General features: G+C 50.1%; 23 protein-coding genes and 2 pseudogenes. 21 read left to right on the top strand and 4 right to left on the bottom strand.

Features of this window, described 5'->3' with window-relative positions; all coding sequences use genetic code 11:
- Window positions 1–468 precede the first annotated feature (468 nt).
- Window positions 469–1,260, bottom strand: a complete 792-nt coding sequence (locus D1646_RS10025) for an SDR family NAD(P)-dependent oxidoreductase (protein ID WP_160636329.1) — start codon at window positions 1,258–1,260, stop codon at window positions 469–471.
- 80 nt (window positions 1,261–1,340) lie between these two features.
- On the opposite strand from D1646_RS10025, the gene D1646_RS10020 reads away from it, so the two are divergent.
- A complete protein-coding gene (locus D1646_RS10020) occupies window positions 1,341–1,718 on the top strand; it encodes a MerR family transcriptional regulator (protein WP_160636328.1) in 378 nt (125 codons plus the stop codon).
- Here the strand turns inward: D1646_RS10020 and D1646_RS10015 are convergent.
- Window positions 1,699–2,634, bottom strand: a complete 936-nt coding sequence (locus D1646_RS10015; protein ID WP_160636327.1) for a radical SAM protein — start codon at window positions 2,632–2,634, stop codon at window positions 1,699–1,701. The two genes, D1646_RS10020 and D1646_RS10015, sit on opposite strands and share 20 nt — an antisense overlap.
- Before the next feature lie 129 nt (window positions 2,635–2,763).
- Here D1646_RS10015 and D1646_RS10010 point away from each other — a divergent pair, with 129 nt between their 5' ends.
- Together D1646_RS10010 and D1646_RS10005 are read left to right on the top strand one after the other, a co-directional pair.
- Window positions 2,764–3,126 (top strand): helix-turn-helix domain-containing protein, encoded by a 363-nt coding sequence (locus D1646_RS10010; RefSeq protein ID WP_160636326.1) that lies wholly within the window; start codon window positions 2,764–2,766, stop codon window positions 3,124–3,126.
- A 137-nt stretch (window positions 3,127–3,263) separates the two neighbouring features.
- Entirely contained in the window at window positions 3,264–4,511 is a 1,248-nt protein-coding gene (locus D1646_RS10005) for a hypothetical protein (RefSeq protein WP_160636325.1), read from the top strand.
- Window positions 4,512–4,960: 449 nt separating this feature from the next.
- On the opposite strand, the pseudogene D1646_RS10000 reads toward D1646_RS10005, so the two are convergent.
- Window positions 4,961–5,414 (bottom strand): annotated as a pseudogene (locus tag D1646_RS10000) (helix-turn-helix domain-containing protein); the annotation flags it as partial.
- A gap of 93 nt (window positions 5,415–5,507) precedes the next feature.
- Here D1646_RS10000 and D1646_RS09995 point away from each other — a divergent pair.
- From D1646_RS09995 to D1646_RS09910, 18 genes and pseudogenes are all read left to right on the top strand, one after another.
- Window positions 5,508–5,864: a helix-turn-helix transcriptional regulator gene (locus D1646_RS09995; RefSeq protein WP_160636323.1), complete on the top strand. Its 357-nt coding sequence runs from the start codon at window positions 5,508–5,510 to the stop codon at window positions 5,862–5,864.
- Window positions 5,861–7,540 (top strand): recombinase family protein, encoded by a 1,680-nt coding sequence (locus tag D1646_RS09990; protein WP_160636322.1) that lies wholly within the window; start codon window positions 5,861–5,863, stop codon window positions 7,538–7,540. Before D1646_RS09995 ends, D1646_RS09990 begins: the two co-directional genes overlap by 4 nt.
- Window positions 7,541–7,760: 220 nt before the next feature.
- Entirely contained in the window at window positions 7,761–8,216 is a 456-nt protein-coding gene (locus D1646_RS09985) for a translation initiation factor 2 (protein WP_243154108.1), read from the top strand.
- A 107-nt stretch (window positions 8,217–8,323) separates the two neighbouring features.
- Entirely contained in the window at window positions 8,324–10,177 is a 1,854-nt protein-coding gene (locus D1646_RS22680) for a DUF3991 domain-containing protein (protein WP_347565180.1), read from the top strand.
- A 46-nt stretch (window positions 10,178–10,223) separates the two neighbouring features.
- A complete protein-coding gene (locus tag D1646_RS09975) occupies window positions 10,224–11,162 on the top strand; it encodes a hypothetical protein (RefSeq protein WP_160636321.1) in 939 nt (312 codons plus the stop codon).
- A 34-nt stretch (window positions 11,163–11,196) separates the two neighbouring features.
- Window positions 11,197–12,006 (top strand): class D sortase, encoded by an 810-nt coding sequence (locus tag D1646_RS09970; RefSeq protein WP_160636330.1) that lies wholly within the window; start codon window positions 11,197–11,199, stop codon window positions 12,004–12,006.
- A gap of 2 nt (window positions 12,007–12,008) precedes the next feature.
- On the top strand, window positions 12,009–12,380 hold the full coding sequence (locus D1646_RS09965) for a hypothetical protein (RefSeq protein ID WP_160636320.1): 372 nt from the start codon (window positions 12,009–12,011) through the stop codon (window positions 12,378–12,380).
- A 104-nt stretch (window positions 12,381–12,484) separates the two neighbouring features.
- Entirely contained in the window at window positions 12,485–13,243 is a 759-nt protein-coding gene (locus D1646_RS09960) for a CAP domain-containing protein (protein WP_160636319.1), read from the top strand.
- Between the two features lie 82 nt (window positions 13,244–13,325).
- Window positions 13,326–14,273: a prealbumin-like fold domain-containing protein gene (locus tag D1646_RS09955; protein WP_347565179.1), complete on the top strand. Its 948-nt coding sequence runs from the start codon at window positions 13,326–13,328 to the stop codon at window positions 14,271–14,273.
- A gap of 750 nt (window positions 14,274–15,023) precedes the next feature.
- A pseudogene (gene ltrA, locus D1646_RS09950) lies at window positions 15,024–16,911 on the top strand (group II intron reverse transcriptase/maturase).
- 352 nt (window positions 16,912–17,263) lie between these two features.
- The gene (locus D1646_RS09945; protein ID WP_016317107.1) at window positions 17,264–17,476 is read left to right on the top strand and encodes a helix-turn-helix transcriptional regulator; all 213 of its coding nucleotides are present in this window, start codon (window positions 17,264–17,266) and stop codon (window positions 17,474–17,476) included.
- 18 nt (window positions 17,477–17,494) lie between these two features.
- On the top strand, window positions 17,495–17,851 hold the full coding sequence (locus D1646_RS09940) for a TnpV protein (protein WP_160636318.1): 357 nt from the start codon (window positions 17,495–17,497) through the stop codon (window positions 17,849–17,851).
- A 137-nt stretch (window positions 17,852–17,988) separates the two neighbouring features.
- On the top strand, window positions 17,989–18,696 hold the full coding sequence (locus tag D1646_RS09935; protein ID WP_016317109.1) for a lantibiotic protection ABC transporter ATP-binding protein: 708 nt from the start codon (window positions 17,989–17,991) through the stop codon (window positions 18,694–18,696).
- Complete coding sequence (locus tag D1646_RS09930) at window positions 18,696–19,427, top strand: lantibiotic immunity ABC transporter MutE/EpiE family permease subunit (RefSeq protein ID WP_160636317.1); 732 nt, start codon at window positions 18,696–18,698, stop codon at window positions 19,425–19,427. Before D1646_RS09935 ends, D1646_RS09930 begins: the two co-directional genes overlap by 1 nt.
- Window positions 19,420–20,172 carry a lantibiotic immunity ABC transporter MutG family permease subunit gene (locus D1646_RS09925; protein ID WP_160636316.1) on the top strand — a complete coding sequence of 251 codons (753 nt, stop codon included), beginning with the start codon at window positions 19,420–19,422 and terminating at the stop codon, window positions 20,170–20,172. The genes D1646_RS09930 and D1646_RS09925 overlap by 8 nt, the downstream gene beginning before the upstream one ends.
- 17 nt (window positions 20,173–20,189) lie before the next feature.
- Window positions 20,190–20,549 (top strand): YccF domain-containing protein, encoded by a 360-nt coding sequence (locus D1646_RS09920; protein ID WP_160636315.1) that lies wholly within the window; start codon window positions 20,190–20,192, stop codon window positions 20,547–20,549.
- Window positions 20,550–20,630: 81 nt separating this feature from the next.
- A complete protein-coding gene (locus D1646_RS09915; RefSeq protein WP_160636314.1) occupies window positions 20,631–21,290 on the top strand; it encodes a response regulator transcription factor in 660 nt (219 codons plus the stop codon).
- Window positions 21,281–22,636, top strand: a complete 1,356-nt coding sequence (locus D1646_RS09910; protein ID WP_160636313.1) for a HAMP domain-containing sensor histidine kinase — start codon at window positions 21,281–21,283, stop codon at window positions 22,634–22,636. Before D1646_RS09915 ends, D1646_RS09910 begins: the two co-directional genes overlap by 10 nt.
- 77 nt (window positions 22,637–22,713) lie before the next feature.
- Here D1646_RS09910 and D1646_RS22845 read toward each other — a convergent pair.
- Window positions 22,714–22,981 (bottom strand): hypothetical protein (locus D1646_RS22845; RefSeq protein ID WP_207709438.1); only part of this gene is annotated, 268 nt, incomplete at its 5' end.

Here is a 22,981-nt window from a genome sequence, read left to right as displayed (position 1 = left end):
CGTTTGGGGATGGTGGTGGTACTTTCCCTTTCCGCTAACAGAGCGTTCAGCGGCACAGGTTTTGCGCGCAAAACCGCGTTCCGCAGAGAAAAAATCAAAGAAAAATTTCCGGGCCGCAGGAAACGACAAAAACCGCCTGGCAGGTCGTAGACCCACCGGGCGGTTTGCACAGTATAGTTTGCTATACCTGCATCGTATAGTATAACTTCATAGTCGCAATTCCCCCAGGTGGGGGACGGGCTTTTTTTGATAAGTCAAGGGCTGTCAGATTATGTCGAATAACGGTGTACTTCATAGCGGCTGCCTCCTCTCAGCCGCCGTATCTGCCAGCGTTACCGCGTCGTTCCCTTTGAGGATAAAAGAACGGCGGCTTTGATTTCAAAAGCCACCGTTTTCAAAATGGGCATAACTATGGACTGCTGCACGACGGCTTTTTTCTTTTGCCGTCGTGCGGCAGTTTTTGTTTTTCTATTTACTTAGATGCTGATTATGGGTAGAACTGTTCGCATAAGGAAACATCGGGGGCCGCAGTTCAAATTGGAAAGTCTCTCTGTCCACGATGCCGAGGGTTCTGTCGCTGTCGTACAGCTTCATCAGGAACTCCGCCATCTGCTGGCTCGTATGGTAAGTGCCAAACGCTTTGTCATAATCGTAGGCGTCCACGTTGTTGGCCTTTTTCCCGAGCTCCGTCTGTGTCGCTGCCGGAGCCAGCACTTTGGCCCGCATCTTTGCTCCGCTCTCGATTAGCTCCCAAGCCAGCCCCTCGGTAAATGTGCTGACATAGAATTTTGTCGCACAGTAGGTAACAGCCGTGGGAACGATGGTATAGCCGCCGCAGGAGGACAGGTTGATAAGCTGTGTTCCCGGAACGTCCTTATAGTCACGGACGAACAGCGAGGAGAGGATGGTTAGGGCCTCAACATTCAGCCGGAGCATTGTGTCGATCTTCTCCAAGTCCTGCTGTGCCACGCTGTCATAGTTTCCAAAACCCGCGTTGTTGACCCATGTTTCCAGCTGGAAGTCCTTTAGGCTGGAGTAGAACTGATATACATTTTCCAGCACAGACAGGTCAACCGTCCTAATCACAACATCCAGCGAGGGGTGTTGCTCTGCGATTTCACGCTTCAAGGCTTCGAGATTCTCTGTACGGCGGGCAGCGACAATCAGGTTCTTGCCCCGATTTGCAAAGGTTTTTGCGGTTTCCCTGCCAATCCCGGAACTTGCCCCGGTAATGACTGTGTATTTTTTTGTCTGCTCCATTTGAAATTCCTCCATTCATCAGGTATAATGAGAGCATACAATGTAGAGTAAACTCTATGTCAAGAGGATGGGGGGATTTTTTGGATTACTCCATTGGAGAATTTTCAAAGGTCACGGGGCTGGGAATACACACCCTGCGCTACTATGAGCATGAAAACCTAATTATCCCGTTACGGAACGCCAACAACCGCCGCCGCTATTCGGAAAAAGATATTGCCTGGATTGCTTTTATCAAGCGGCTGAAAGCAACAGGGATGCCGATAAAGGAAATTAAGAAATATGCGGCGCTGCGGGCCAAGGGAGATGCTACCCTTTCAGAACGTATGGAAATGCTGATACAGCACCGCCAATCTCTGAATGAGCAGATCAGGCAGTTGCAAGAGCATGAGGCCATGCTGGATGAAAAGATTGCCTTTTATCAGCGTGAGATCAAAAAGATTACAGATGCCTCAAATTAACACGATACTCGCGCAAATCATCTTCTTTTACGGTTTCGATGATTTTATCAAGTGCCGCAGCAAGAGCCTCTTTATCCTCTGGCAGCGTTCCTTGAAATTGAAATGCGTTTGATGCACCTAAAGCGGCAAATTGGGTGGGTATTTCCAGGCTTTCAAGCAAAGTGCGGATTTCCTTGTATTTTTCAATCTCGCTTTCCTCTTTCCAGTTGCCGCGCTGGATTTCCTGGTAAAGCTCCGAGTCCGGGTAAATGGTCAGCATATTGACGCCAATGAGTGTCGGATGAAGTTGATTACAAACGTCAGCGGTGGCCTTTGCTCCGATCTCACCACGTCCAGCGCCGGAGATGCTTACCAAATAGAAGAAGCTATAATGAATACCGGCCCGGTCTAACCGCTGGCATTGTTTCACAATATCAGCAGCGGCATAACCCTTATTCATAAATTTCAGGGCTTCATCATCGCCGGTTTCAATTCCGATTGTCAGTCCGTCATATCCGGCCCGATGGAGGGACGCCAATTCCTCGTCCGATTTCAGCGTAACATCTGTGATCCTGGCAAAGCATCCAATCGTTTTGATGGAGGGAACATATTGCCGGATTAAGTCAGCGATTGCCATAAGCCGTTCACATTTCAGTACAAAAGGATTCGCCCCGGTCAAAAAAGCTCTCTGAATACGCTCCGGCTTGGGTAGCCCTTGCAATCGGGCAGTCAGCATCGCAATAGGGTCTGTACTCCAAAGCTGTGCCTCCTGTAAGTCACTCTCTACATCTTCGAGGGGGGATATTCTGAATTTAAACGGCAAATCGTTGTAGAGCGTACAGAATTTACATTTGTGATGGGTACAGCCTGCCGTTACCTCAAGCAGCAGAGAGGAAGCCTCATAGGGTGGCCTCCATATTGTTCCGGTGTAGTGCATAGTAGCACCTCCTTGTCTTTTTCGCCATTATATCATGGTACAAAGAAAATAAAAGTACTGTACTTTTTTGTAGTACCTTGCTTTTTAACTGTAAAGATAATATAATGCCGTCAGGAGGTTGTGAAAAAAATGAGGAAAACAGAAACAGCAATCCACCGCTGCAAAACGATGTCAACCCTCCAAAAAATCTTGGGGGGCAAGTGGAAACTCGAAATTCTATACTATATAGCCTTTAATGATATTCACAGATTTGGAGAACTTCGCCGCCAGCTTGGAGAAATAACAGAATCATCGCTAACAAAGCAGCTCCGAGAATTGGAAGCCGATGGTTTCTTAATCCGGCATGACTTTAAGGAGATTCCGCCGCGAGTGGAATACACTCTATCCGATTTAGGTAAGAGTTTTATTGATGTGATTGATTACATGAAACAGTGGGGAGATCGCAACTTACCTGATGTTATCCAAGAGGGAACGCTATCAGAGCAAGCATAGGGAGTGTGGCCACACTCCCGAAAAACGGCCCCTTTTGGCCCTACCGGGCCGTGTCCGTTTTTGCTTGTTGGGATAGTCCCAAACCCTTATTGAGTGTAACGGATTTATAAATACAGCCTCGAAAGGTATGATAGAAAATGGATGATAACCTTGTATCTTTGAGCAAACTTCAAAGCGATATACAATCCATGAAGTTCCTCTCGGTATTTCTAAAACGTGAACAGCGAGATCAACTAAAAAAGATGGAAGATCAAGTAAAAGATATGATTTTACAAGTAATATCTTTTAATGATCGGTTCTCGCCCTATGGTTGGTGTGCATATGACAGTATGAGTTCTTCGCTAATAAGAAACGCAAATGTAGCTTTTGAACAAGGTGGATTAGCAGAAGCTGAACAAGTTTTGATTAATTATTATAAATCTGATGTCCGTGAAATCACGCATTGGATTAAGAATAGTTCAGAAGCCTTTGCGGTGCGATACGATTTACTGAAAAAGTTTTTTGAAGATCATTTTGCAGAACGTTATCACGCAAGTATTCCACTCGGGTTAATCATTATAGACGGCGCTGTGAATGATTTTACAAAAAGACAGGGCTTTTTTGCTGAAGGTACAACTGTTGACGCATGGGATTGCTTAGTTGGATGTAGCGACGGCCTGACGAAGTTAAAAAGTATTTTTACCAAAAACCGTACAAAAACGAATACGGAAGCCATTACACTCCCATATCGAAATGGCATTCTTCATGGGCGCGATCTAAACTATGCTAACGAATATGTTGCTTGTAAGTGCGTTGCATTGATGTTTGCTGTTTCTGACTGGATGAAAATGAAAAGCAGTGAGAGTGATCGAAAGGCCAAATATGAAAAGTCGATTACTCATGTCCCCATAAAAGAAATCTTAGCAAAATCGGAAGAAAACAAGCAGATACAGAAAGAAATTGCATTATGGGAAAAGAAAGTGGTTACGGTTGGAAAAGATATTCCCGCCAATGGTACACAAGAAAACTATGAAGAATATCCATACATTGTAGCTGTTATCGAAATGTTATCTGCCTGGAAAAATAAAAACTACGGGAAGCTGTCCAACTATCTGCAAAAAATGTTTCCTGGTGATATTTCGGATGGAAAGAGGGCAGGGGAATGTAGAAAGTTTTTTGAAAACAGAATATTTAAGACATTTGAACTTGTTGAAATTGAAGAACGTGCGTGCGCCTTATCAAAAGTGTCTGTTAAAGTATTTTGGACACACAATTGGAAAGAGAAAGAAGCTGTCTTGACTTTTGGATGTGTATATAAAGGCATTGACGGTTGTGTCGGGCTTCCGTGGAGAAATGACGGCGAGTGGATATTAAATCCATGGGATATTCGAGGATTGTATCTATAGCATCTGAAAATGGGAGTAACTTTTTATACCAGCCCTTAATTTAACATTCCAACTGATAGCCTCAAATCAGCCCATCGGCCTACGCATTTAGGCCCTATCCAACGCCCTATTTCCAAGGCTTTCAGACGGCGGTTGTACAGGGGGTAATACGATTTGACCTTCGCCCTCAAAAACGAGGTTCTAAATGCGTAGAAACGGACAAGAAGCCAGGGCAGGAGGCCGATACCCCGGGCGCTCCTGTCCTGGCTTCTGCTGGACTGTGAAACTGTGCTGTTACGCAAGAGGGCCGTGGCCCTCTTGCGGCACCCGCAGAAACCGTACACCCGCTTCGCGTCTGTACGGTTTCTGCGGGTCAGATAACATCCATGATAACCCCCGCTGCTATTTGACCTCCCTGCCTCTCCCTTCCATCCCATTCCCTTCCAGCGGTTTTGCCACTCGCTTCCCAAGGAACGGATAGGAAAGGAATTGGTAATTGATAAGTCTTTACTTGATTTTTCTTTATTTACTTATATCTTTATTTTATTGCATCGGATTTACCTACATAGGATTTTCCAACATCGGTTTTCCCGTCGCAGGTTATTCCAACGCCGGTTGATTGGACGGCAGCTGGGGTTCTTCGTAGATGGTGTACTCCGCTCCCCGCAGCCGTCCCCGGTTGTCCCGTTTCCTCACCCGAACGATATACCCGGCTCGCTCCAACTCGTGGACGGCCTGACGGATGGCATCAAGCTGTTCCCGGTTGATGTAGGCCAGCCCTTGCAGGGTATAGTCCCATTCTTCCGGCAGTGAGAGGATTTGCGACAGCAGACCTTTGGCTTTCAGGGACAGGGATTTGTCCCGCAGGTGGTGGTTGGACATGACGGTGTAATCTGTGGTTTTCTTGACATGAAATACTGGCATGGTATTCACATCTCCTTCCTTTTTAATTCATAATTTGGATTGACATAAGCCTCACTTTCTGCTATACTATTAGTACGACAGGAGGTGAGTAATTTGAGCGACATAGGCACAAGATTAAGGACGCTTCGGGAGGGCATCGGTCTGTCCCAGGCAAAGTTTGGAAAAATCGCCGGCATCCCCCAAGCTACCATCAACCGCTACGAAACGGGCTACTCCGCCGCTCCCATTAAAGTGCTGATCTGGTATGCGGATTACTTCGACGTGTCAATGGATTATATCTGCTGCCGCACCGAAAAGCCGCAGGGCAGGCTATACGAGTTCAAACCGAAAATTCTGGAGGAAGATAAAGACATGAGGCGGTTTGTGGAGATGTGTTTTGACCCCACCTCGCCCATGAATGACCGCTTGAAAAAGGCCATCGTTGAAATGTTGGAGGGGGTGAAAGAGTGAACGTCGTCATTTACGCCCGCTATTCCAGCCACAGCCAGACGGAGCAATCCATTGAGGGCCAGCTTCAAACCTGCTACGAGTTTGCCAAGAACAACGGGCATATCGTGATTGGCGAATACATCGACCGGGCGCAGAGCGGCACAACAGATAGTCGGGCCGAGTTCCAGCGCATGATTGCCGACAGCGACAAGCACGTTTTTGAGGGCGTTCTTGTCTATCAGCTTGACCGCTTTGCTCGGAACCGCTATGACAGCGCCATCAACAAGGCCAAGCTGAAAAAGAACGGTGTTCGGGTGATCTCCGCCAGGGAAAATATCAGCGACGACGCCAGCGGTATTTTGGTGGAGGGCGTGTTGGAGAGCATGGCCGAATACTACTCGGCGGAGTTGTCCCAAAAGATACGGCGGGGTATGGACATCAATGCTGAAAAGTGTTTGAGCAACGGGAGTAATCCGGGCCTTGGCTACTATGTGGACGAGGAACGCCGTTTTCATGTTGACCCGGATGGGGCCGCTGTTGTTCGGGAGATTTTCGAGATGTACGCCAGTGGAAAAACTGTCGCTGAAATCACGAAATATCTCAACGCAAAGCAGGTCAAGACCTCCCAGGGCAAGGAGTTCAACAAGAACAGCCTGCACCGGCTTTTGAGGAATAAGCGATACATCGGCTATTACATCTACAAGGACACAGAAACGCCGGGCGGTATGCCCCGTATCATCGAGGACGAGCTTTTTGAGCGAGTACAGCATATCCTCGACCGCAACAAAAAAGCTCCCGCCCGTTCCAGGGGGCGAGAGGAATATCTGCTGACGACGAAGCTGTTCTGCGGTTACTGTCGGGAGATGATGACCGGCTACGGTGGGACGGGAAAATCAGGGACGGCCTACCGCTATTATGCCTGCAAGAGTGCCAAGAAAAAGACTTGCCGGAAGAAAGTTGTCAACAAGCAGAAAATCGAGGATAGGGTTGTTTTGGAGTGCCGCAAGCTGCTGACGGACAGCAACATTGAAAAAATTGCCCTTGCGGTTGCCGCCGTTTGCGAGGCTGACTATGACAGTTCCGCCATCAAGCGCATCAAGGCGGCAATTCAAGAGGCGGACACCGCCATAGAAAACCTCTGGAAAGCGTTGGAGCGCGGCCAGGTGGTGGATATGATTGCCGAGCGCATTGAGAAGCGCAAACAGGAAAAGAACGAATTGCAGGGCCAGCTTGCCATTGAGATGGGAAAGCAAGTTACATTCACCGTTCCGCAGATCAAGGCGTTTCTCTATTCGCTGAAACGAGGGAATGTCAATGACGAGAACAACCGCCAGGGAATGGTGAATATTTTCCTCCGGGCCATCTATCTCTATGACGATAGAATGACGCTGATCCTCAACGGCGGCGACAGGCCGATCATCATTGATGATATTCTGCTGGACGAGATAGAGGAACATTTTGAGGACGCGGTTTCAAGTCATGCGGGGTGTTCGCCGTTGGTTGCGACCGCTCCACCAAAATGTGTTGATAAAAAAGATGCACAGCAAAAACACCGCATGAAAATGCGGTGTTTTTGCGTAAATGCGAAGAAATCAAGAAAATATAGCTTAAAAAGTTCGAAAACCAAAAATCAGACTCCGTTTTTTCAAAATAACGAAACCGGAGATGCAAAAAGCCCTTTTTTCTCAATAAGGTGAGTTGAACTCTCCGCCACTCCGAGATTAAACTTACATAAAGACAAGCAGCCCTCTGCGGTTCACCGGAACCTATCCGGTGAACCATAGGGGGCTATTTTTCATTTCCCGCCACTGTTACATTTGCTTCGTTTGTCTCTGGTTGTTTGGCGGTAATGGTAATAGCTTTCTCCATGCCTTTCAGTTATACTTGCGTTGCAATCAGCGGAAAGGAGAGAACACCATGCCAGAGACAAGAAACTTATGTGCCCAGCTTCCCTTAGACCTGTATCGACGCGTCTGCGAGGCCAGAGAGCAGTCGGGCCTGACCACCGCGCAGTACATCACCAACCTGTTACTCGAATACTACGAAATGAAAGAAAATGGAGGGAAAACGACTATGGCTAACAACAGCAGAACGATGGCATTCCAGATCTCGGAGGAATTTTTCCAGCGGATCAAAGCCCACCTGGAGCGCGAGACCCAGCGCACTGGCCGGAAGCTGACCCAGCGGGAGTTCGTGCTGGGACTGATCGAGGAGGCCCTGGAGGCAGCGGAGCGGCAAGCCGCAGAGGATATCCCGGAACCGGAGGAGGAACAGCCCAGCGAGGAAGCCGGTGTCAGCCCCTGTGAGGCCCAGCCGGAGGGCAGCGACACCCAGCCCCAGCAGGAGGACAGCCCCGCCGTGTGGGGCGCGTAACGGGCCGTGTGAGGCCACAACAACTGAACAGCGGATGAGAAGCCACCAGAGCATCCTGATCACCGGGATGCTCTGGTGGCTTCTTTTCGTTTCGCCGGAAGAAGGAGGTGAACAACATCACGAAACAAAATGCGGCCTTTCGTTTTACAGACGAGGAGATGGAGACCGCCAAGGGAACAGACCTGCCGGACCTGCTGGGACACTTGGGATACAGCATCCGCCGGGTAGGCAGCCGGTATCACACCACCAGGGAGATGGACAGCATCCGCATCAAGGACCGGCGAACCTGGAAGCGGTACTCCAACGGCACTGGCGGAGACGCCATCACATTTCTCCAGGAGTTCTGCGGCAAGGACTTCCGGGAGGCGGTGAACTACCTGCTGGAGTTCAACGGCAAGCGTACTAGGGACTCCCCTGCTCCGCGCCCCAGGCCAGCCGAGCGGTCGGAAAAGCCCGTCTTTGCCCTGCCCATCGCCCATGCAGATCAGCGGCGGGTATTTGCCTATCTTCAAAAGAGAGGCATCGCCTCCCAGGTCATCCGGGGTTTCATCGAGGCTGGCCTTCTGTACGAGGACAGCCTGCACCACAACTGCGTGTTCGTGGGCCGGGAGGCCAGCGGCAAACCGGTGTTCGCCAGCAAGCGCGGCACCTATGACCTGAACGGCTCCGGCTTCAAGGGGGATGCCGTGGGCAGCGACAAGAGCGTGGCCTTCCGGCTCCCCTGCAACCCGACCCTGGATTGGGTGGCAGTGTTCGAGGCCCCCATCGACCTCATGAGCTTCTGCACCCTGCACCGTGCGGTCACCAGCAACGCCGTGGCCCTGTGCGGCCTGTACCAAGGCCCGCTGGACACCTACCTGCGGGAGAATCCACACCTGAAGCGGATCGTTCTGTGCCTGGACGTGGATGGGCCGGGGCGGGAAGCCACAGAGAAGTTCCAGGCGGAGTACACCGCAAGGGGCTACGAGGTATCTGTCAAGGCTCCCGCTCTGGGCAAGGACTGGAATGAGCTTTTGCAGCACCAAGTTTTTGGAAAGGAAATAGAAGCGCCAAACTCCAAACATTCTCAATCAAAAAAGGAGGAAATCGAATCAATGGCAGACTTAGGGAAACTCATCAGTGCCAAGACCGCCGCCGATACCCAGTGGCGTGAACGGCGGCAGGCGGAGCGGGAGGCCGCCTCCAGCCTCCGGGATGAGAGCGTGGCGGAGATTGCCGCCGACCCGGAGGTGTTCGCCCGGTATCTGGATATGCAGGGGGACAACCTCACCTACAGTGCCGGAAACATCGCCATGGTCATGAAGCAGAATCCGGAGGCCACCGTCGTGTTCACCCGTGACCGCTGGAAAGCCCTTGGCCGCTTTGTGCTGGAGACGGAGCAGGACAAGGGGAGCAAAATCTTTGCCCGGCCCTCCACGGGCCGGGGATATACCTTGGCGGACGCCTTTGATGTGACCCAGACCCAGGGCCGGGACATTGGGACGCCGCACCTGGAGGACAACACCCCGGAGATGGAAACGGTGCTGGTCTCCCTGCTGAACTACTCCCCTGTCCAAGTGACGGCTCAGGAGGAACTGGGTGTCCCGGCGTACTACGACCCCCGGAGCATGGTCCTGGCCGTGGACCCCGGCTGCCCGGACAGCGAGGCATTCGGGGCCATCGCCGCCGAGATCGCCCACGCCCGCTTCCATGATCGGGGCTTTAACCGGACATACAGCCGGGAGGGCTGTGAACTGAGCGCCCAAAGCGTGGCCTATATCCTGTGCCGCCGCTTCGGTATCAGCCGGGATCTGCCGGACCTGTCCAAGCTGCCGGAACTGTTCCGGGGCCGGCAGGATCAGGGGCGGCTGGAAGTGCTGAACGCCATCCGAGACATGGGCAAGCAGATCGGCGGCGGCATCGAAAAGAGCATCACCCCGCCCCAGCGGGCTGCTCCTACCGCCCACAGAGACGCCAGATAACAAGCATTATTCAGGGAAAAAGTAATTGAAAACGGAGGAAAATACCATGAAACGCATTTTCACCATCCTATGCGCCCTGGCCCTCGTCATGGCCGGGAGCGCCACCGCCCTGGCCGCAGATGATACAGGCCAGAGCGCCAGCTACTACCCCATTTTCGTGGAGGAGTACACCTACGGCGACTTTGACGAGCTGCGGATCAACAAGACCTATCAGCTCTCCCTGTCGGACGATCCCAGCCTCATCCCTACAGAGGACTTTGTCCGCAATGGCCGAAGGTATTACCTGCTGGACATGACCCGGAAAGACGAGGTGGGCGTGGATATCCAGACCCATGCGGAAGCCGTCACCCAGGCCAGCGATACCAATAACCTGGAGACCATCCTCCAGCGGCTGGACGCGGAGATGGAGGTGACCACCGAGGACGGCTACGTTGGCATCCTCCGGCTGGACCACACCAGCGTCCAGGTCACTACGGACGGCTACGCCACCAAGACCAGCACCCTCTCCGCCAGCCGCAGCTATCCCAATCTGTCTGAGGCAGACGTATCCCTCATCCCCAAAAGCATCGAGGACAAGGGCAAGACCCTGCCCCTGGGGGATGTGAAGTGGAGCGAGTCCATGGATGTGGACGGCGAGGGCAGCCCCGTCACCCGCTACACCGCCACCGCCAGCTATACCGGGACCGCCTCCAGCCGGTACGCCACCGGCTACACGGTCAGCGCCAGCTACACCGGCGAGGTGTCCAAACCCAACTGTGCCGTGGTCACCTACACCGCCATCTTCGGCAGCGAAAAGGCCCCGGAGGAGTCCAAAGCCCCTGGCGGCGATGAGAACCATGACCCCAACACTACAGAGGACCCGGACGCCGTGAAAGAGCCTGTGGAGCTGTCCGGCCTGAAGCGCCCTGTGATGATCGGGGTGGTGGTGCTGGCCTTGGGTGTTGGCGGTGTGTTCGCCTTTAAGAAGTTCAAAGAGAGGAGATGATCGATTGAAATTGCGAAGTTTTTTGCTGGCTATGATGCTGTGTGCCCTGTGCGTCACCCAGGCCAGCGCCTTGGAATATGACTTCGACGCCCCGGAGGATTACCTGTTCGGCCAGCCCACCAGCGATGACACCATCTACGAGTGGGAAAACCCCAACGTGGACCGGAGCAAGAACACGGCCCTCGTGGCCCCCGGTTTCGGGACCCCCACCAGCTACCTCCCCAGCAGCGGCGAATATCTCACCCCAAACCTTATCCCCGGCGCGTTGTCTGGCGGGCTGGTGAATCAGGTGGGCAGCGCCAACATCAACGGAGGGACGGCTGGCAGCTCCGTCATCCCCGGCCAGTATCCCTTGGTGAGCGGCAATATCACCATGACCCAGATCCCCGGCGGCAGCCCCACCGACATCGCCCAGGGCAGCACCAGCGGCGGCTACACCGAGGTGACGGACGATCTCTACTACAGCAACGGCAGTCTGGGAACGCTGAAGATCCCCGCCATCAACCTGACCGTCAAGGTCTACCAGGGTACGGACAGCGCCGCGCTGAAGAAGGGCGCGGGCCACTTCACCAACACCAGCATCTGGGATGGAAATGCCTGTTTCGCGGGCCACAACAGAGGTGTGAACAATCACTTCGGGAAGATCCATACCCTGGAGGCTGGCGACACCATCACCCTGACCACCATGCTGGGGACCCGCAGCTACGTGGTGGCCAACGTGGAGAAGGTCAGCGTGAACGACTCCAGCGGCACCGCCTCCACTACGGACAACCGTGTCACGCTGTACACCTGCGTCATGGATCAGCCGGAGTACCGCTGGAAAGTGACAGCGGTAGAGGGATGAGCGTGGAATACCAGAGTGCCATAGAGGAATTGGCGCAGGTATTGGCCAACCGCTTTGCGCGGCTTGCGCGGGGCTGGGAGGCCAGTACGCCCGGTAAGCGGCAGGACGATTTGGAAAATATCCTTGCAGCCCGGAATGTAGCGGCTAAACTCCAGGATCTGGTTACGGAATCGGACGCTGTGGCCCTGCTGGCATTGGAGGACCCGCTGAAAGCTGTGGCGGATCAGTGGCTGAAATTGACGGGGCTGGATCGTCCCCAGGACGAGGCCCTCATCCGTTGTGTCAGAATCTTGTGCGGTGATACACCGCAGCGGGATAGCCAGCAGGCAGGAACAAAGAAAAAGCCACACCGCCGCAGTTCCATGACGAGATAATACGGCTAAAAACTGTCTGCGGATTGTGTTCGACTTTCCTTCCGCTATGTGGTATGGTTCGGTTTGCGAAAGCCCCACTATATTACGAAACGGAGGAATTGAGCATGAAAAACAGAAAAATCCTGTCCCTGCTCTTGACCGGAACCATGACCGCGGCCCTACTGGCCGCCCCCGCCCAGGCAGCAAACCCGCCTGACGCAATTCGGGTAAGCAGCTACAAGGGCAGTACCCTGGAGGTGGGAGAGCGAAGCGGCCTCATTATCGGCCCCAGCGGGGCCGACTACACCGTCACCTCCAGCGACCCGGACACGGTGCTGGTGGAGCAAATCACGGGCTTTTGGGTAGCGGTCGCCAAGGGGGCGGGAACTGCGGAGATCACTGCCGCCAACCGCGCCGGAGTGTGTGGAACCCTGACACTCACAGTTGGCTCCGCCAATGCACCCGCCAGCCCAGACAGCACAAATCAGCCGGAAAACCTGGAAATACGGCAGGAGCTGATTCGCCTGATCAACCAGACCCGCAAGGCCAACGGCGTGTCGGAGCTGCCTGTCAACGAAGCCCTGATGAACGCCGCCCAGGTCTGCTCCGACCGGCGCTATACCTGGCATCACTCACAAGAGGAGTGTCAGGCCGCCGCCGATGCTGGTTACCCCTACGGCTTCGGGGATAACCTCACCGTGTTCACCGGCACAGAGGATGCCGCCCAACACGCCCTGGACAACTGGATCAACTCTCCCGGTCACTTCCAGACCATGATCGACCCGGCCTGCGACTGCATCGGGGTGGGCGTGACCCAGCACGATGGCATTACCTACTGTTTTATGTTCGTTGGAATCCCCAACAGCGTCAACTTCTATGCGTAACAGAATCGAAACCGGGAACGGCCTTTCAGCGCAAGCTGGAGGGCCGCTTTTTATTCCCCAAAATGAAAGGAGCGTTTGATTTATGCGAAAAACCTATTCCGCACTCACCCGCATGACGGCTCTGCTGCTCGTGCTGGTGTGTGTGCTGGGCCTGCTGCCCGCAACGGCACTGGCGGCGAACCCCAGCACCATCAAAATGGACGATTGTGCTTACAGCGGGACCAAGTACGACTCCCCGGCCCTGGGCGAGTGCTATATGCACCAGATGCACTTCAACTACAACGGCAAAAGCACCATGGGCTTCTGCGCTGAAAAAGGCAAGGGGATGGGGTGGTCGCTGAAGGGCCACACATGGGGCAATCCCAAGCCCATTTCCGACCCCACGGTCAAGACCATGATGGCCTATTTTTACGCCCATTCTACCGGAGTCTTTACCGATCAGGCCAAGGCTCTGGGCGTGGACGATGTGTGGAACAGCGACTACACCTGGACCATGAACTCCTGGACGCAGGCTGTTGTCTGGCGGTACAAGGCCGGTCTGCTGTCCGACCCCGTGGTGGCCTGCGCGGAGGAGCTGCTGTGCGTCTATAACAATCTGGAACACACCAATTACTCCAGCATTGACGATGAGATGGACGGCAGATCGTTCCGGGACCGGGCGCAGTATATCCTTGACCTGGGAGCGCAGGGCGTGTGGGGCGAGTGCGAGGTCTATGAGTACGCCTACAGTGGCCCCGGCTCCAGCTACCATCCCTCCAACGATGTGCAGGCTGTCATGGTGGGGGAACTGAATGTCACCCGTGAAAAGTACAGCCTGACAATCAAGAAGGTGGATTCCACCAATCCCAACAAGACTCTGCCCGGAGCTCGTTTCCTCGTTGCCTCTGAAAATGGCGCCTATTCCAAGGAAGTGGTGACAGGGAGCGATGGTACCGTGACCGTACCCAATCTGGAGGCCGGCACCTACGCCGTGACCGAATTGGAGGCCCCGGAGGGCTACGAGATCGACAATCGTGCGACACGTTCGTAACTGAAAAGGTTACGCACTAAGTCGAAAGGCTAAAAAGCCTGAAATCTTAGGAGAACTGACAATCCGATGGGTGGAATGACAGGGTAACGCCTTGAAACGCCCACACTGATACTCCGATTGGCGGCGGTATGCAACTGCCTAACCGTCAAAAGCTCGGTGAAGTCGGCAGAGAGTGACCGTAAGCGGGATTTTCCTGCACGAAACCTGTCCAGAGGTGGATGGCGTCACCTATATGCCGGGTGTCGGATACTCATGGTGAGAATGTATGAAAATACTGGCGTACTTCCGAATGTACGGGTCTAAACGTTTGGATTTGTCGAAAGGCAATTTCCCATTAAATTGGGGTGTCCGTGGATTAGTAAGATTGGTTGTTATGAACGTCCACATACCGTTACAGGCGGTAAGATTCTTTGAATTGGGCACAGGCTTAGAGGAAGCGCCTAAAAGTATCTAATGATAGGATTGTTGGAACGTGGTAAACCGGGACGTGAATGATAAAGCTGTTGCAGGCTGATGTCACGCTGATGAGGAAAAGCGAAAACCAGCAGAAAATGCTGGTATATCAGTTATGATATTCCACTATCGCTATAACTTATCTTAATCCCGGCGAAAGTGGTGGCACAGTACCTGTGAAGCGGGAATAAAAAGCCCGTGGAGGGATAGCCACCAGTCGGATTTAGAAACAAAAACTGAAAACATAACAAACACAGCTTCGAGTATGACAAAGAAAATCCTAACCGAAAGGGGTGGGTGCCTGTGTTGACTTCGGAGCAGCAAAAGCGCAAACCAAAACAAAGCAAAATCCGCTATACGGAGTATTACGACCTGCAAAGCATCTTTGACAGTCTGTATGCTGACAGCCTGAACGGCAAGACCTTTCAGAACCTCATGCGCCTGATTGCAAGTGAGGAAAACATCAAACTGGCATATCGGACAATTAAGGGCAACAAAGGAAGTGGTACTCCCGGCGTGGATAAGCGGACAATCAAAGACCTTGCCGCACTTCGTGAGGAACAATACGTCCGGCTTATTCAAAAACAGTTCAGTTGGTACACTCCCCGCCCGGTGAAACGGGTGGAAATCCCCAAACCCAACGGAAAAACAAGACCGCTGGGGATTCCTACAATTGTTGACCGCATAGTGCAGCAATGTATTTTACAAGTGATTGAACCAATCTGTGAAGCAAAGTTCCATGAGCGTTCCAACGGCTTCCGCCCAAACCGCTCTACGGAACACGCCATAGCACAATGCTGTCGGCTCATGCAGATACAGCACCTTCATTATGCGGTGGATATTGACATTCAAGGCTTCTTTGACAATGTAAACCACGGGAAGCTGATAAGGCAGATGTGGAAAATGGGTATTCGGGATAAAAAGCTGCTGTGTATCGTCAAGCAGATGTTAAAGGCACAGGTGGTGCTTCCAGACGGAACGAGGACAACTCCAACCAAAGGAACGCCGCAGGGCGGCATTTTGTCGCCACTGCTCTCCAACATAGTGCTGAATGAGCTTGACTGGTGGGTGACTTCCCAGTGGGAGGAAATGCCTACCCATTACGAGTACAAAACCCGGCAGAACGCCCACGGTACAGATATTAGATATTAAAAGTCACACCTACCGGGCGCTCAGGCGGAGCAAACTCAAAGAAATGTACATCGTGAGGTACGCTGATGACTTCAAAATCTTTTGCCGGAAACGGCAGGACGCTGAAAAGGCGTTTGAAGCAACGCGGCTATGGCTAAAAGACCGGCTCGGACTGGAAATCAGCCCGGAAAAGTCTAAAGTCATCAATCTAAAACAGCGGTATTCGGAGTTTTTGGGATTCAAGATGAAAGTCTACCCCAAAGGGAAAAAATACGTGGTCTGTTCACACATGAGCGATAAAGCCATAAAGCAGGCAAAGGGAAAAATATCTGCCGCTATCCGGGCGATACAGAATCCGGCAGATGACCGGGCGCAGTACATCGCCATTCAGCAATACAATTCCGTGGTTGTCGGACTGCATAACTATTACCGTCTGGCAACACACATCAGCGTAGATTTTCCAAAGCTGTCCTATGGACTGAAACTGCAAATGGCAAACAGGCTTCGGGAATTGACACCAAAAGGAAAACTGGAACGTGGATTCATTAAGGAACGGTATGGAAAAAGTAAACAGCTAAGGTTTTTGAACGGACACCCTCTCATTCCAATGGGATATGTCCAAACAAGAAACGCCCAGCACAAAAAGAAAACCGTCAATCGGTACACGCCGGAGGGACGGGCAGAAATCCATAAAAATCTTGGTATCAATACCGATACGATGATATGGCTCATGCAAAACCCTGTGCTGGACAAAACGATTGAGTTTGCAGACAACCGGATTTCTCTGTTTGCGGCTCAATATGGGAGGTGTGCCATAACTGGCGCTGACCTTATGCCTTACGACATTCGCTGCCACCATAAAGAACCGCTTGAAAACGGCGGTACAGATGAATACAGCAACCTTGTTCTTGTAATCGAAGCAGTACATATCTTAATCCATGCCACTTTGGAAGAAACAATCCAGAAGTACCTAAAGGAACTCCAACTGAACAAAAAACAACTGGAAAAACTGAATAAACTGCGAAAACTGGCGGGAACGCCTGTAATCGCATAACAAATCTTTTAATGCTGTAACGAAGTGTGTAAGTTATGTTTAAAACGAACAATTTCTAAATTCGATGGGGCGCCGTGTGCGGTGAAAGCCGCATGCACGGTGCTAAGCGGGGGAAAAGCCGGAAACATTTGAAACTGTAGGCTTACCTATCGCGATCCGGTTCCAAGAGCCAGGGCATGAAGCACTTGATACCTAAATTGATGTAAAGACAAATGCGTTGTGTATGCCGCAGTTTTTGGAGAAGAATTGCAACAGTGCATTGTGTTTTCTCAATGGAGGCGGTATAATAGTCGAAAGGCCATAGGGCCGGGGCTGTTCCTGCTGGCCCCAGCCCGGAAAGGTGGAACAGGCTATGAAAATCAGCTACAAGCCGCTGTGGAAAACACTGATTGACAAGAACATGAGCAAGAAAGATTTACGGCTCCAGGCGCATTTGACAACGAACCATATCGCCAACATGGGCAAGGGGGAGCATATCTCCATGCCGACCCTTATCAAGATTTGCGAAACGCTGAATTGTGATATTTCTGATGTGATTGCGCTGGTGCCAGACGATGACCCGTAAGGGAGAAAGGGCAGCACAATGAAAATCGAATTGGACTATGTGAAAGTGGGCGATTACTACCTCCCCAACCTGGCAGCGGAGCCGTACCCCAAGCGCGGCCTGGGCAAATATGGCCTGCTACGTCTGCGGTATCTGAAAGAGCATCGTCCCATCGTTTGGGCCGAGTATGTGATGGAGGGCAAGCTGTACGCCCATCTGCTGGAAGTGGAGGATGCCGCCCATGACCTGCTGGACAGCATGATGCCGGGGATGTCAAAGGAGGCTGGGGCCACCGAGGATTTGAAAGCCCGCGACCCCATGCGCTGGGTGGGGTTGATGAATTGCTGTAAGGCCCAGGTGGAGGAGATTATTTTTGCGGAGTTAATATACATCTAAGACAATTTTGAGAATTGCTCTGATAAAATGCAACTTCGGCACTTTTTAGGGTGCCGAAGTTTTTGTCAAATCTTCAAGAAATCTTCAAAATCATTTGGTATCGTTAGACCACAATCTCAAGAGAGGATGTGTCTAATATGAGTTATATTTTGCAAACAACAAATCTCTGCAAAAATTTCAAAGGACAAATGGCGGTAGACAATGTATCGTTGAATATTCAGCGCAACTCAATTTATGGGCTGCTTGGGCCGAATGGTGCGGGGAAATCTACCATCTTGAAAATGATTACAGGTATTCTCCGTCCCACCTCTGGCGCGATTGAATTTGACGGACATCCGTGGAACCGGGCGGATTTGGAAAACATTGGTGCTTTGATTGAGATGCCTCCGCTCTATGAAAATCTCTCGGCCTATGAAAACCTGAAAGCCCGAACGCTGGCCCTGGGGCTTCCAGAAAGCCGCATCAAGCAAGTGCTTGGTATTGTGCAGCTTGAGAATACTGGAAAAAAACGGGCAGGCCATTTTTCGCTGGGAATGAAACAGCGGCTTGGAATTGCCTTGGCTCTGTTGTCACAGCCCAAATTGCTTATCTTGGACGAACCGACAAATGGGTTAGACCCGATTGGTATTCAAGATTTGCGTGAGCTTATCAGAAGTTTTCCGCAAAAAGGGATCACCGTCATATTGTCCAGTCATATACTCTCCGAAGTTGAGCAAATTGCTGACCACATTGGCATTATATCTGCCGGACATTTAGGCTATGAAAACGAAATCCATAAGAACCACGATCTGGAACGTATTTTTATGGATGTTGTTGGCGCACATAGGGAAAGGAGTGAGAAATAATGTTCGGGATTGTACGTTCGGAACTTCTTAAAATGCGGCACAGCTTCTCAATGAAATTGATTTTTGGTGCGCCATTGGCAACTGTACTTGTCGGCTTTTTATTGAGCAGTCATGCAGTACAATATTCGGCTTACAACTGGTGGTACACTATGCTTCTTCCTGTTGTGACCGCACTGTGGGCCGCAGGTACAGTTATCCGTGAGAAAAATACAGGGCTGCAAAACATTGTTTGTTTGCCGTTCCCTTCTGCGAAAATATGGATTGGCAAAGGACTTGCCCTGGCTGCTGTGCTTTTTATCAGCAATCTGCTCATGTGGTCATTTACTACGGGAATTGCCAGTTTTACGACTATGAATATTTCGCCGCTGGACAGCATAATCGGCTGTATGCTGCTGTTCCTTACTTGCTTGTGGCAACTCCCTTTTGTTATGCTGATAGCAAGCAAAACAGGGTATCTTCCCTCTGTGCTAATAACTTTTGTGGCGAATATTGTTTCATCTACTATTGGCGCAGAAAAAGCATGGTTCTTTCTTAATCCATACGCTATTCCGGCCCGTGTAGTTTGCCCATTTTTCAAGATACGTCCTAACGGACTCCCCATTGAGGACGGTTCTCCGTTATTGGCTGTTGAGCACATTTTTCCCGCTCTTGCCATTAGCTTGGCATTAGCTGCTGCCTCCTTTTGGATTTGCTCTAAATTGCTTGGAAGTGGGGGAAAGTCCAATGGCTAACTATATCTGCTATTTGAAAAGTGATTTATACAAATTGTGTCATTCCTGTTTTTTCCTTCTGCACGCTATTTTTGCCGTATGTGGGGCGGCTATGATGTCACTGTATGCAGGCGTTTCCCAAAGCGATGACATCAATAAACTGGCTGCTTATTTTCAGATCATGGCCGTTGCTTTTCCCTTTGCAATCGGGATTGTCTGCTATGTTGCAGCAGAACAGGAAGCAAAAGCAGGACATTTTCAAAATATATTGACACTTCCATACAGACAGAAAGCCGCTCTTTCCAAATTGACTATTTTGCTTGTGACTGGACTTTTGGCAACCGTATTGAGTAGTGTACTATTTGGTGCGCTATTTCCACTGGTTGGCGGCACAACTGAAATTCCTTCCGGATTTTATACAGTAATTCCACTTGTCCTTTGGGGCAGTAACATTTTGCTGTATGGTATTCATTTCGTATTAGCAATTCGATTTGGTAAAAATTTGGGAATAGGGATTGGAGTGTTCGGGAGCCTTTTGGTTGCGCTTCTCCAAACAGGATTAGGCACGGGGATCTGGTTTGTCATCCCTTATGGCTGGGGTATTCGTTTTTCTTCTTACGTTCTGGAAACGACCTTTGGCCTAATGCCGCCAGACAGAATAGGTATGGATTTTGGCATCCTCTTTTGCATATTGTCAACTTGTGCTATAATAGGAATTGCAGTCCTCTGGTTTTCCAGATATAACGGAAATCGGTCAGCCGATTGAGAATGGAGGTAGAACTGATGAATTGGTTGGGCAATATTATTTGGTTCTTGTGCTGCGGACTATGGCAGGGAATTTCTTGGCTGGTTGCCGGTGTTTTATGGAGCATTACCATTGTCGGTATTCCGATTGGCCGTCAATGCTTTAAGTTTGCGTCACTTGCTTTCTTCCCTTTTGGAAAAGATGTGAATTATGGCGGCGGTGCTATGTCTGCGATTGCCAATATCTTGTGGCTGCTTATCAGCGGTATCCCTTTGGCGTTGGTGGCGCTGCTGAATGGGGTGCTTTTGTGTTGTACGATTATCGGGATTCCTTTCGGAGTACAGTGCTTCAAAATGGCAAAACTGGCGTTGATGCCTTTTGGCGCAACAGTAATGTAGATGTCCTTGGAGCGTAAATAGGGCTATGAAAAAGAGGTTATCTCAAGCGGAATATATAAACCAGGACAGAGAGGTGAGATAATGGCGCATATATTGGCAGTGGATGATGATATAGCTATGCTCCAGCTTGTCAGGCGTGTTTTAGAAAAAGATCAGCATTTAGTTACACTTCAATCAAACGCCAAAGCAGTCACAGAAATGGATTTTTCAAAGTTTGGCTTGATTTTGCTGGATGTTATGATGCCGGAAATTGATGGTTTTGACCTCTGCAATCAAATCCGTGACCGTGTAGATTGCCCGATCATTTTCCTTACTGCAAAAACGCAGGAAAGTGAAATTGTTCAGGGATTAGGACTTGGAGCAGATGACTATATCACGAAGCCGTTTGGGACAAACGAACTTAGAGCGCGGGTAAATGCTCACTTGCGGCGTGATGTAAGAGAAAAGAAAAGCAGCTTTTCAATATCCGGCGTCATTTTTCACCTCAATGCAAAAGAAGCTGAAATCAATTCAAAAAAGGTTCCGTTGACAAAAAGCGAGTACGAAATATGCGAATATCTGGCACGACATCATGGACAAACATTTACGCGGGAGCAAATCTATGAGGCGGTCTTTGGATTTGACGGAGAAAGTGATAGTTCTGTTATCTCTACTCACGTCAAGAATATACGCGGGAAGTTAGCTGAATTTCATTTGTCAACGATTGAAACAATTTGGGGGGTTGGCTATAAATGGGTGTAAGAAAACTGCGTACTGTTTTTATGAAGTATGCGATATTTCTTGCGCTTGGTGTCTTTCTGGTTGCTTTTGTCAACATAGCCTTCTATCTATTTGGCGTTGAAATTGGATTTATATACCCAATAAATAGAATGAGCGCAGAAATAGAAAATGCGAGGGGAAGTTTACAATCCACAGATCGGATTACAGAAAATGAAATACCACCTCTTTGTGAATATGCCCTTTTCACAAAAGACGGAAAGTATATTGGCGGTTCGCTCGACCAGGAAGAACCAGCTTCCGTTTGGAAAATGTGCATTGTGAACCATCAGACAAGCAGCAAGCCTTATCTGTATGCTGTGATAGACAGGACTGACGAAATACTGATTTTAAGGTATAGAATGACCGCCCAATTCAGCAATCCACTGCTGCATAGAATATTTTCTTCGGCAGATTGGGTGTTAATTGCTGTCATTATATTGGAAATCCTGCTTCTCTTGATTGTTTTGTCATATCTATTCGGGAAATACCTTGGGAACAAAATGGATAAATTGCTGACTGCTGTAAAGAAAATTGAGCAGCAGGATTTGAATTTTGAGGTTGAAAAAAGCCATTTATATGAAATCGACTTAACTCTTGACGCACTCAATCACATGAAATTGGCACTAAAAAAATCGCTTACAGAACAATGGCAGGCTGACAAACTGCGGCAAGAACAGATTTCTGCATTAGCCCATGATCTCAAGACACCGCTAACCATCATCCGAGGCAATACGGAATTGTTGTACGATACTGACTTAACAATAGAACAACAGGAATGTGCTGACTACATCACAGACAGCTATACGCAGATGCAAGTTTATGTTAAAACCCTGATAGACCTGTCTACGGCTTCAACAGGGTATCAGCTTAATAAAGAAATCTTTAATCTTCCTGATTATCTAAAGCAAGTGAAAGTATCAATAGATGCTTTGTGCAGGACAAAAGAAATTCATTTGCGAATGAGTATGTCCGACATCCCGATGCAACTAACCGCAGATAAGGTTTTGTTAGGACGTGCCATTCAAAATGTGGTAAATAATGCGTTGGACTATTCCCCGCAAGATGGAACACTTCATATAGATATCTGCGGAAAAGACAATTTCGTTGAAATTTCAGTCACGGACGAGGGGGAAGGATTTTCTAACGAAGCGTTGCAGCACGCGCAAGAACAATTCTTTATGGACGACCAAAGCCGTAATTCAAAGATGCACTTTGGTATGGGCCTATATATTGCAAAATCCATTATGGAACAACATAGTGGTGAGCTTGTCTTAGAAAACTCCAAAAGTACAGGCGGTGCAAAAGTAATTTTGAAAATTCCATTTTGATAGGATGGGTGGCTTTTATAGCCACCCATTTTTTGCAAATCTTTATGAAATCTTCAAAACCTTCTCTTATTATATCTCTAAAGTAAATGATCTGCCCAGCGGCAGAAAAGAAAAAACCGTTGCTGGGCAGGCCGATTCCTCATGTCCAAACGCTCTTTCCAGTGGCGGTTTTGATTATTCAAAGCCGCCATTTTTATATCCACTGGCGGCACATAGGAGGACGCCGCCATGCGACAAAAGGTAGATAGGCATTTATCAAAAAAAGCCTGACCCCCACAGCGGCGAACTCCACCCAGACTTGCGAAAACAGTCGTTTCCTGACGGCTCATACTGTTATGCCCCGCA

The sequence above is a fragment of the Pseudoflavonifractor sp. 60 genome (genome assembly GCF_009911645.1).
In the GTDB taxonomy this organism is placed as follows: Bacteria; Bacillota; Clostridia; order Oscillospirales; family Oscillospiraceae; genus Lawsonibacter.
Note: the sequence above shows the minus strand (reverse complement) of the source record. Positions and strands in the feature narration are given on the sequence as shown.

What these genes read in the sequence shown, in the direction of transcription:
- D1646_RS10025 (WP_160636329.1), bottom strand. Translation starts at nt 1,260, where the DNA reads ATGGAGCAGACAAAAAAATACACAGTCATTACCGGGGCAAGTTCCGGG.
- D1646_RS10015 (WP_160636327.1), bottom strand. Translation starts at nt 2,634, where the DNA reads ATGCACTACACCGGAACAATATGGAGGCCACCCTATGAGGCTTCCTCT.
- D1646_RS10010 (WP_160636326.1), top strand. Translation starts at nt 2,764, where the DNA reads ATGAGGAAAACAGAAACAGCAATCCACCGCTGCAAAACGATGTCAACC.
- D1646_RS10005 (WP_160636325.1), top strand. Translation starts at nt 3,264, where the DNA reads ATGGATGATAACCTTGTATCTTTGAGCAAACTTCAAAGCGATATACAA.
- D1646_RS09985 (WP_243154108.1), top strand. Translation starts at nt 7,761, where the DNA reads ATGCCAGAGACAAGAAACTTATGTGCCCAGCTTCCCTTAGACCTGTAT.
- D1646_RS09975 (WP_160636321.1), top strand. Translation starts at nt 10,224, where the DNA reads ATGAAACGCATTTTCACCATCCTATGCGCCCTGGCCCTCGTCATGGCC.
- D1646_RS09970 (WP_160636330.1), top strand. Translation starts at nt 11,197, where the DNA reads ATGCTGTGTGCCCTGTGCGTCACCCAGGCCAGCGCCTTGGAATATGAC.
- D1646_RS09960 (WP_160636319.1), top strand. Translation starts at nt 12,485, where the DNA reads ATGAAAAACAGAAAAATCCTGTCCCTGCTCTTGACCGGAACCATGACC.
- D1646_RS09955 (WP_347565179.1), top strand. Translation starts at nt 13,326, where the DNA reads ATGCGAAAAACCTATTCCGCACTCACCCGCATGACGGCTCTGCTGCTC.
- D1646_RS09945 (WP_016317107.1), top strand. Translation starts at nt 17,264, where the DNA reads ATGAAAATCAGCTACAAGCCGCTGTGGAAAACACTGATTGACAAGAAC.
- D1646_RS09940 (WP_160636318.1), top strand. Translation starts at nt 17,495, where the DNA reads ATGAAAATCGAATTGGACTATGTGAAAGTGGGCGATTACTACCTCCCC.
- D1646_RS09935 (WP_016317109.1), top strand. Translation starts at nt 17,989, where the DNA reads ATGAGTTATATTTTGCAAACAACAAATCTCTGCAAAAATTTCAAAGGA.
- D1646_RS09930 (WP_160636317.1), top strand. Translation starts at nt 18,696, where the DNA reads ATGTTCGGGATTGTACGTTCGGAACTTCTTAAAATGCGGCACAGCTTC.
- D1646_RS09925 (WP_160636316.1), top strand. Translation starts at nt 19,420, where the DNA reads ATGGCTAACTATATCTGCTATTTGAAAAGTGATTTATACAAATTGTGT.
- D1646_RS09920 (WP_160636315.1), top strand. Translation starts at nt 20,190, where the DNA reads ATGAATTGGTTGGGCAATATTATTTGGTTCTTGTGCTGCGGACTATGG.
- D1646_RS09915 (WP_160636314.1), top strand. Translation starts at nt 20,631, where the DNA reads ATGGCGCATATATTGGCAGTGGATGATGATATAGCTATGCTCCAGCTT.
- D1646_RS09910 (WP_160636313.1), top strand. Translation starts at nt 21,281, where the DNA reads ATGGGTGTAAGAAAACTGCGTACTGTTTTTATGAAGTATGCGATATTT.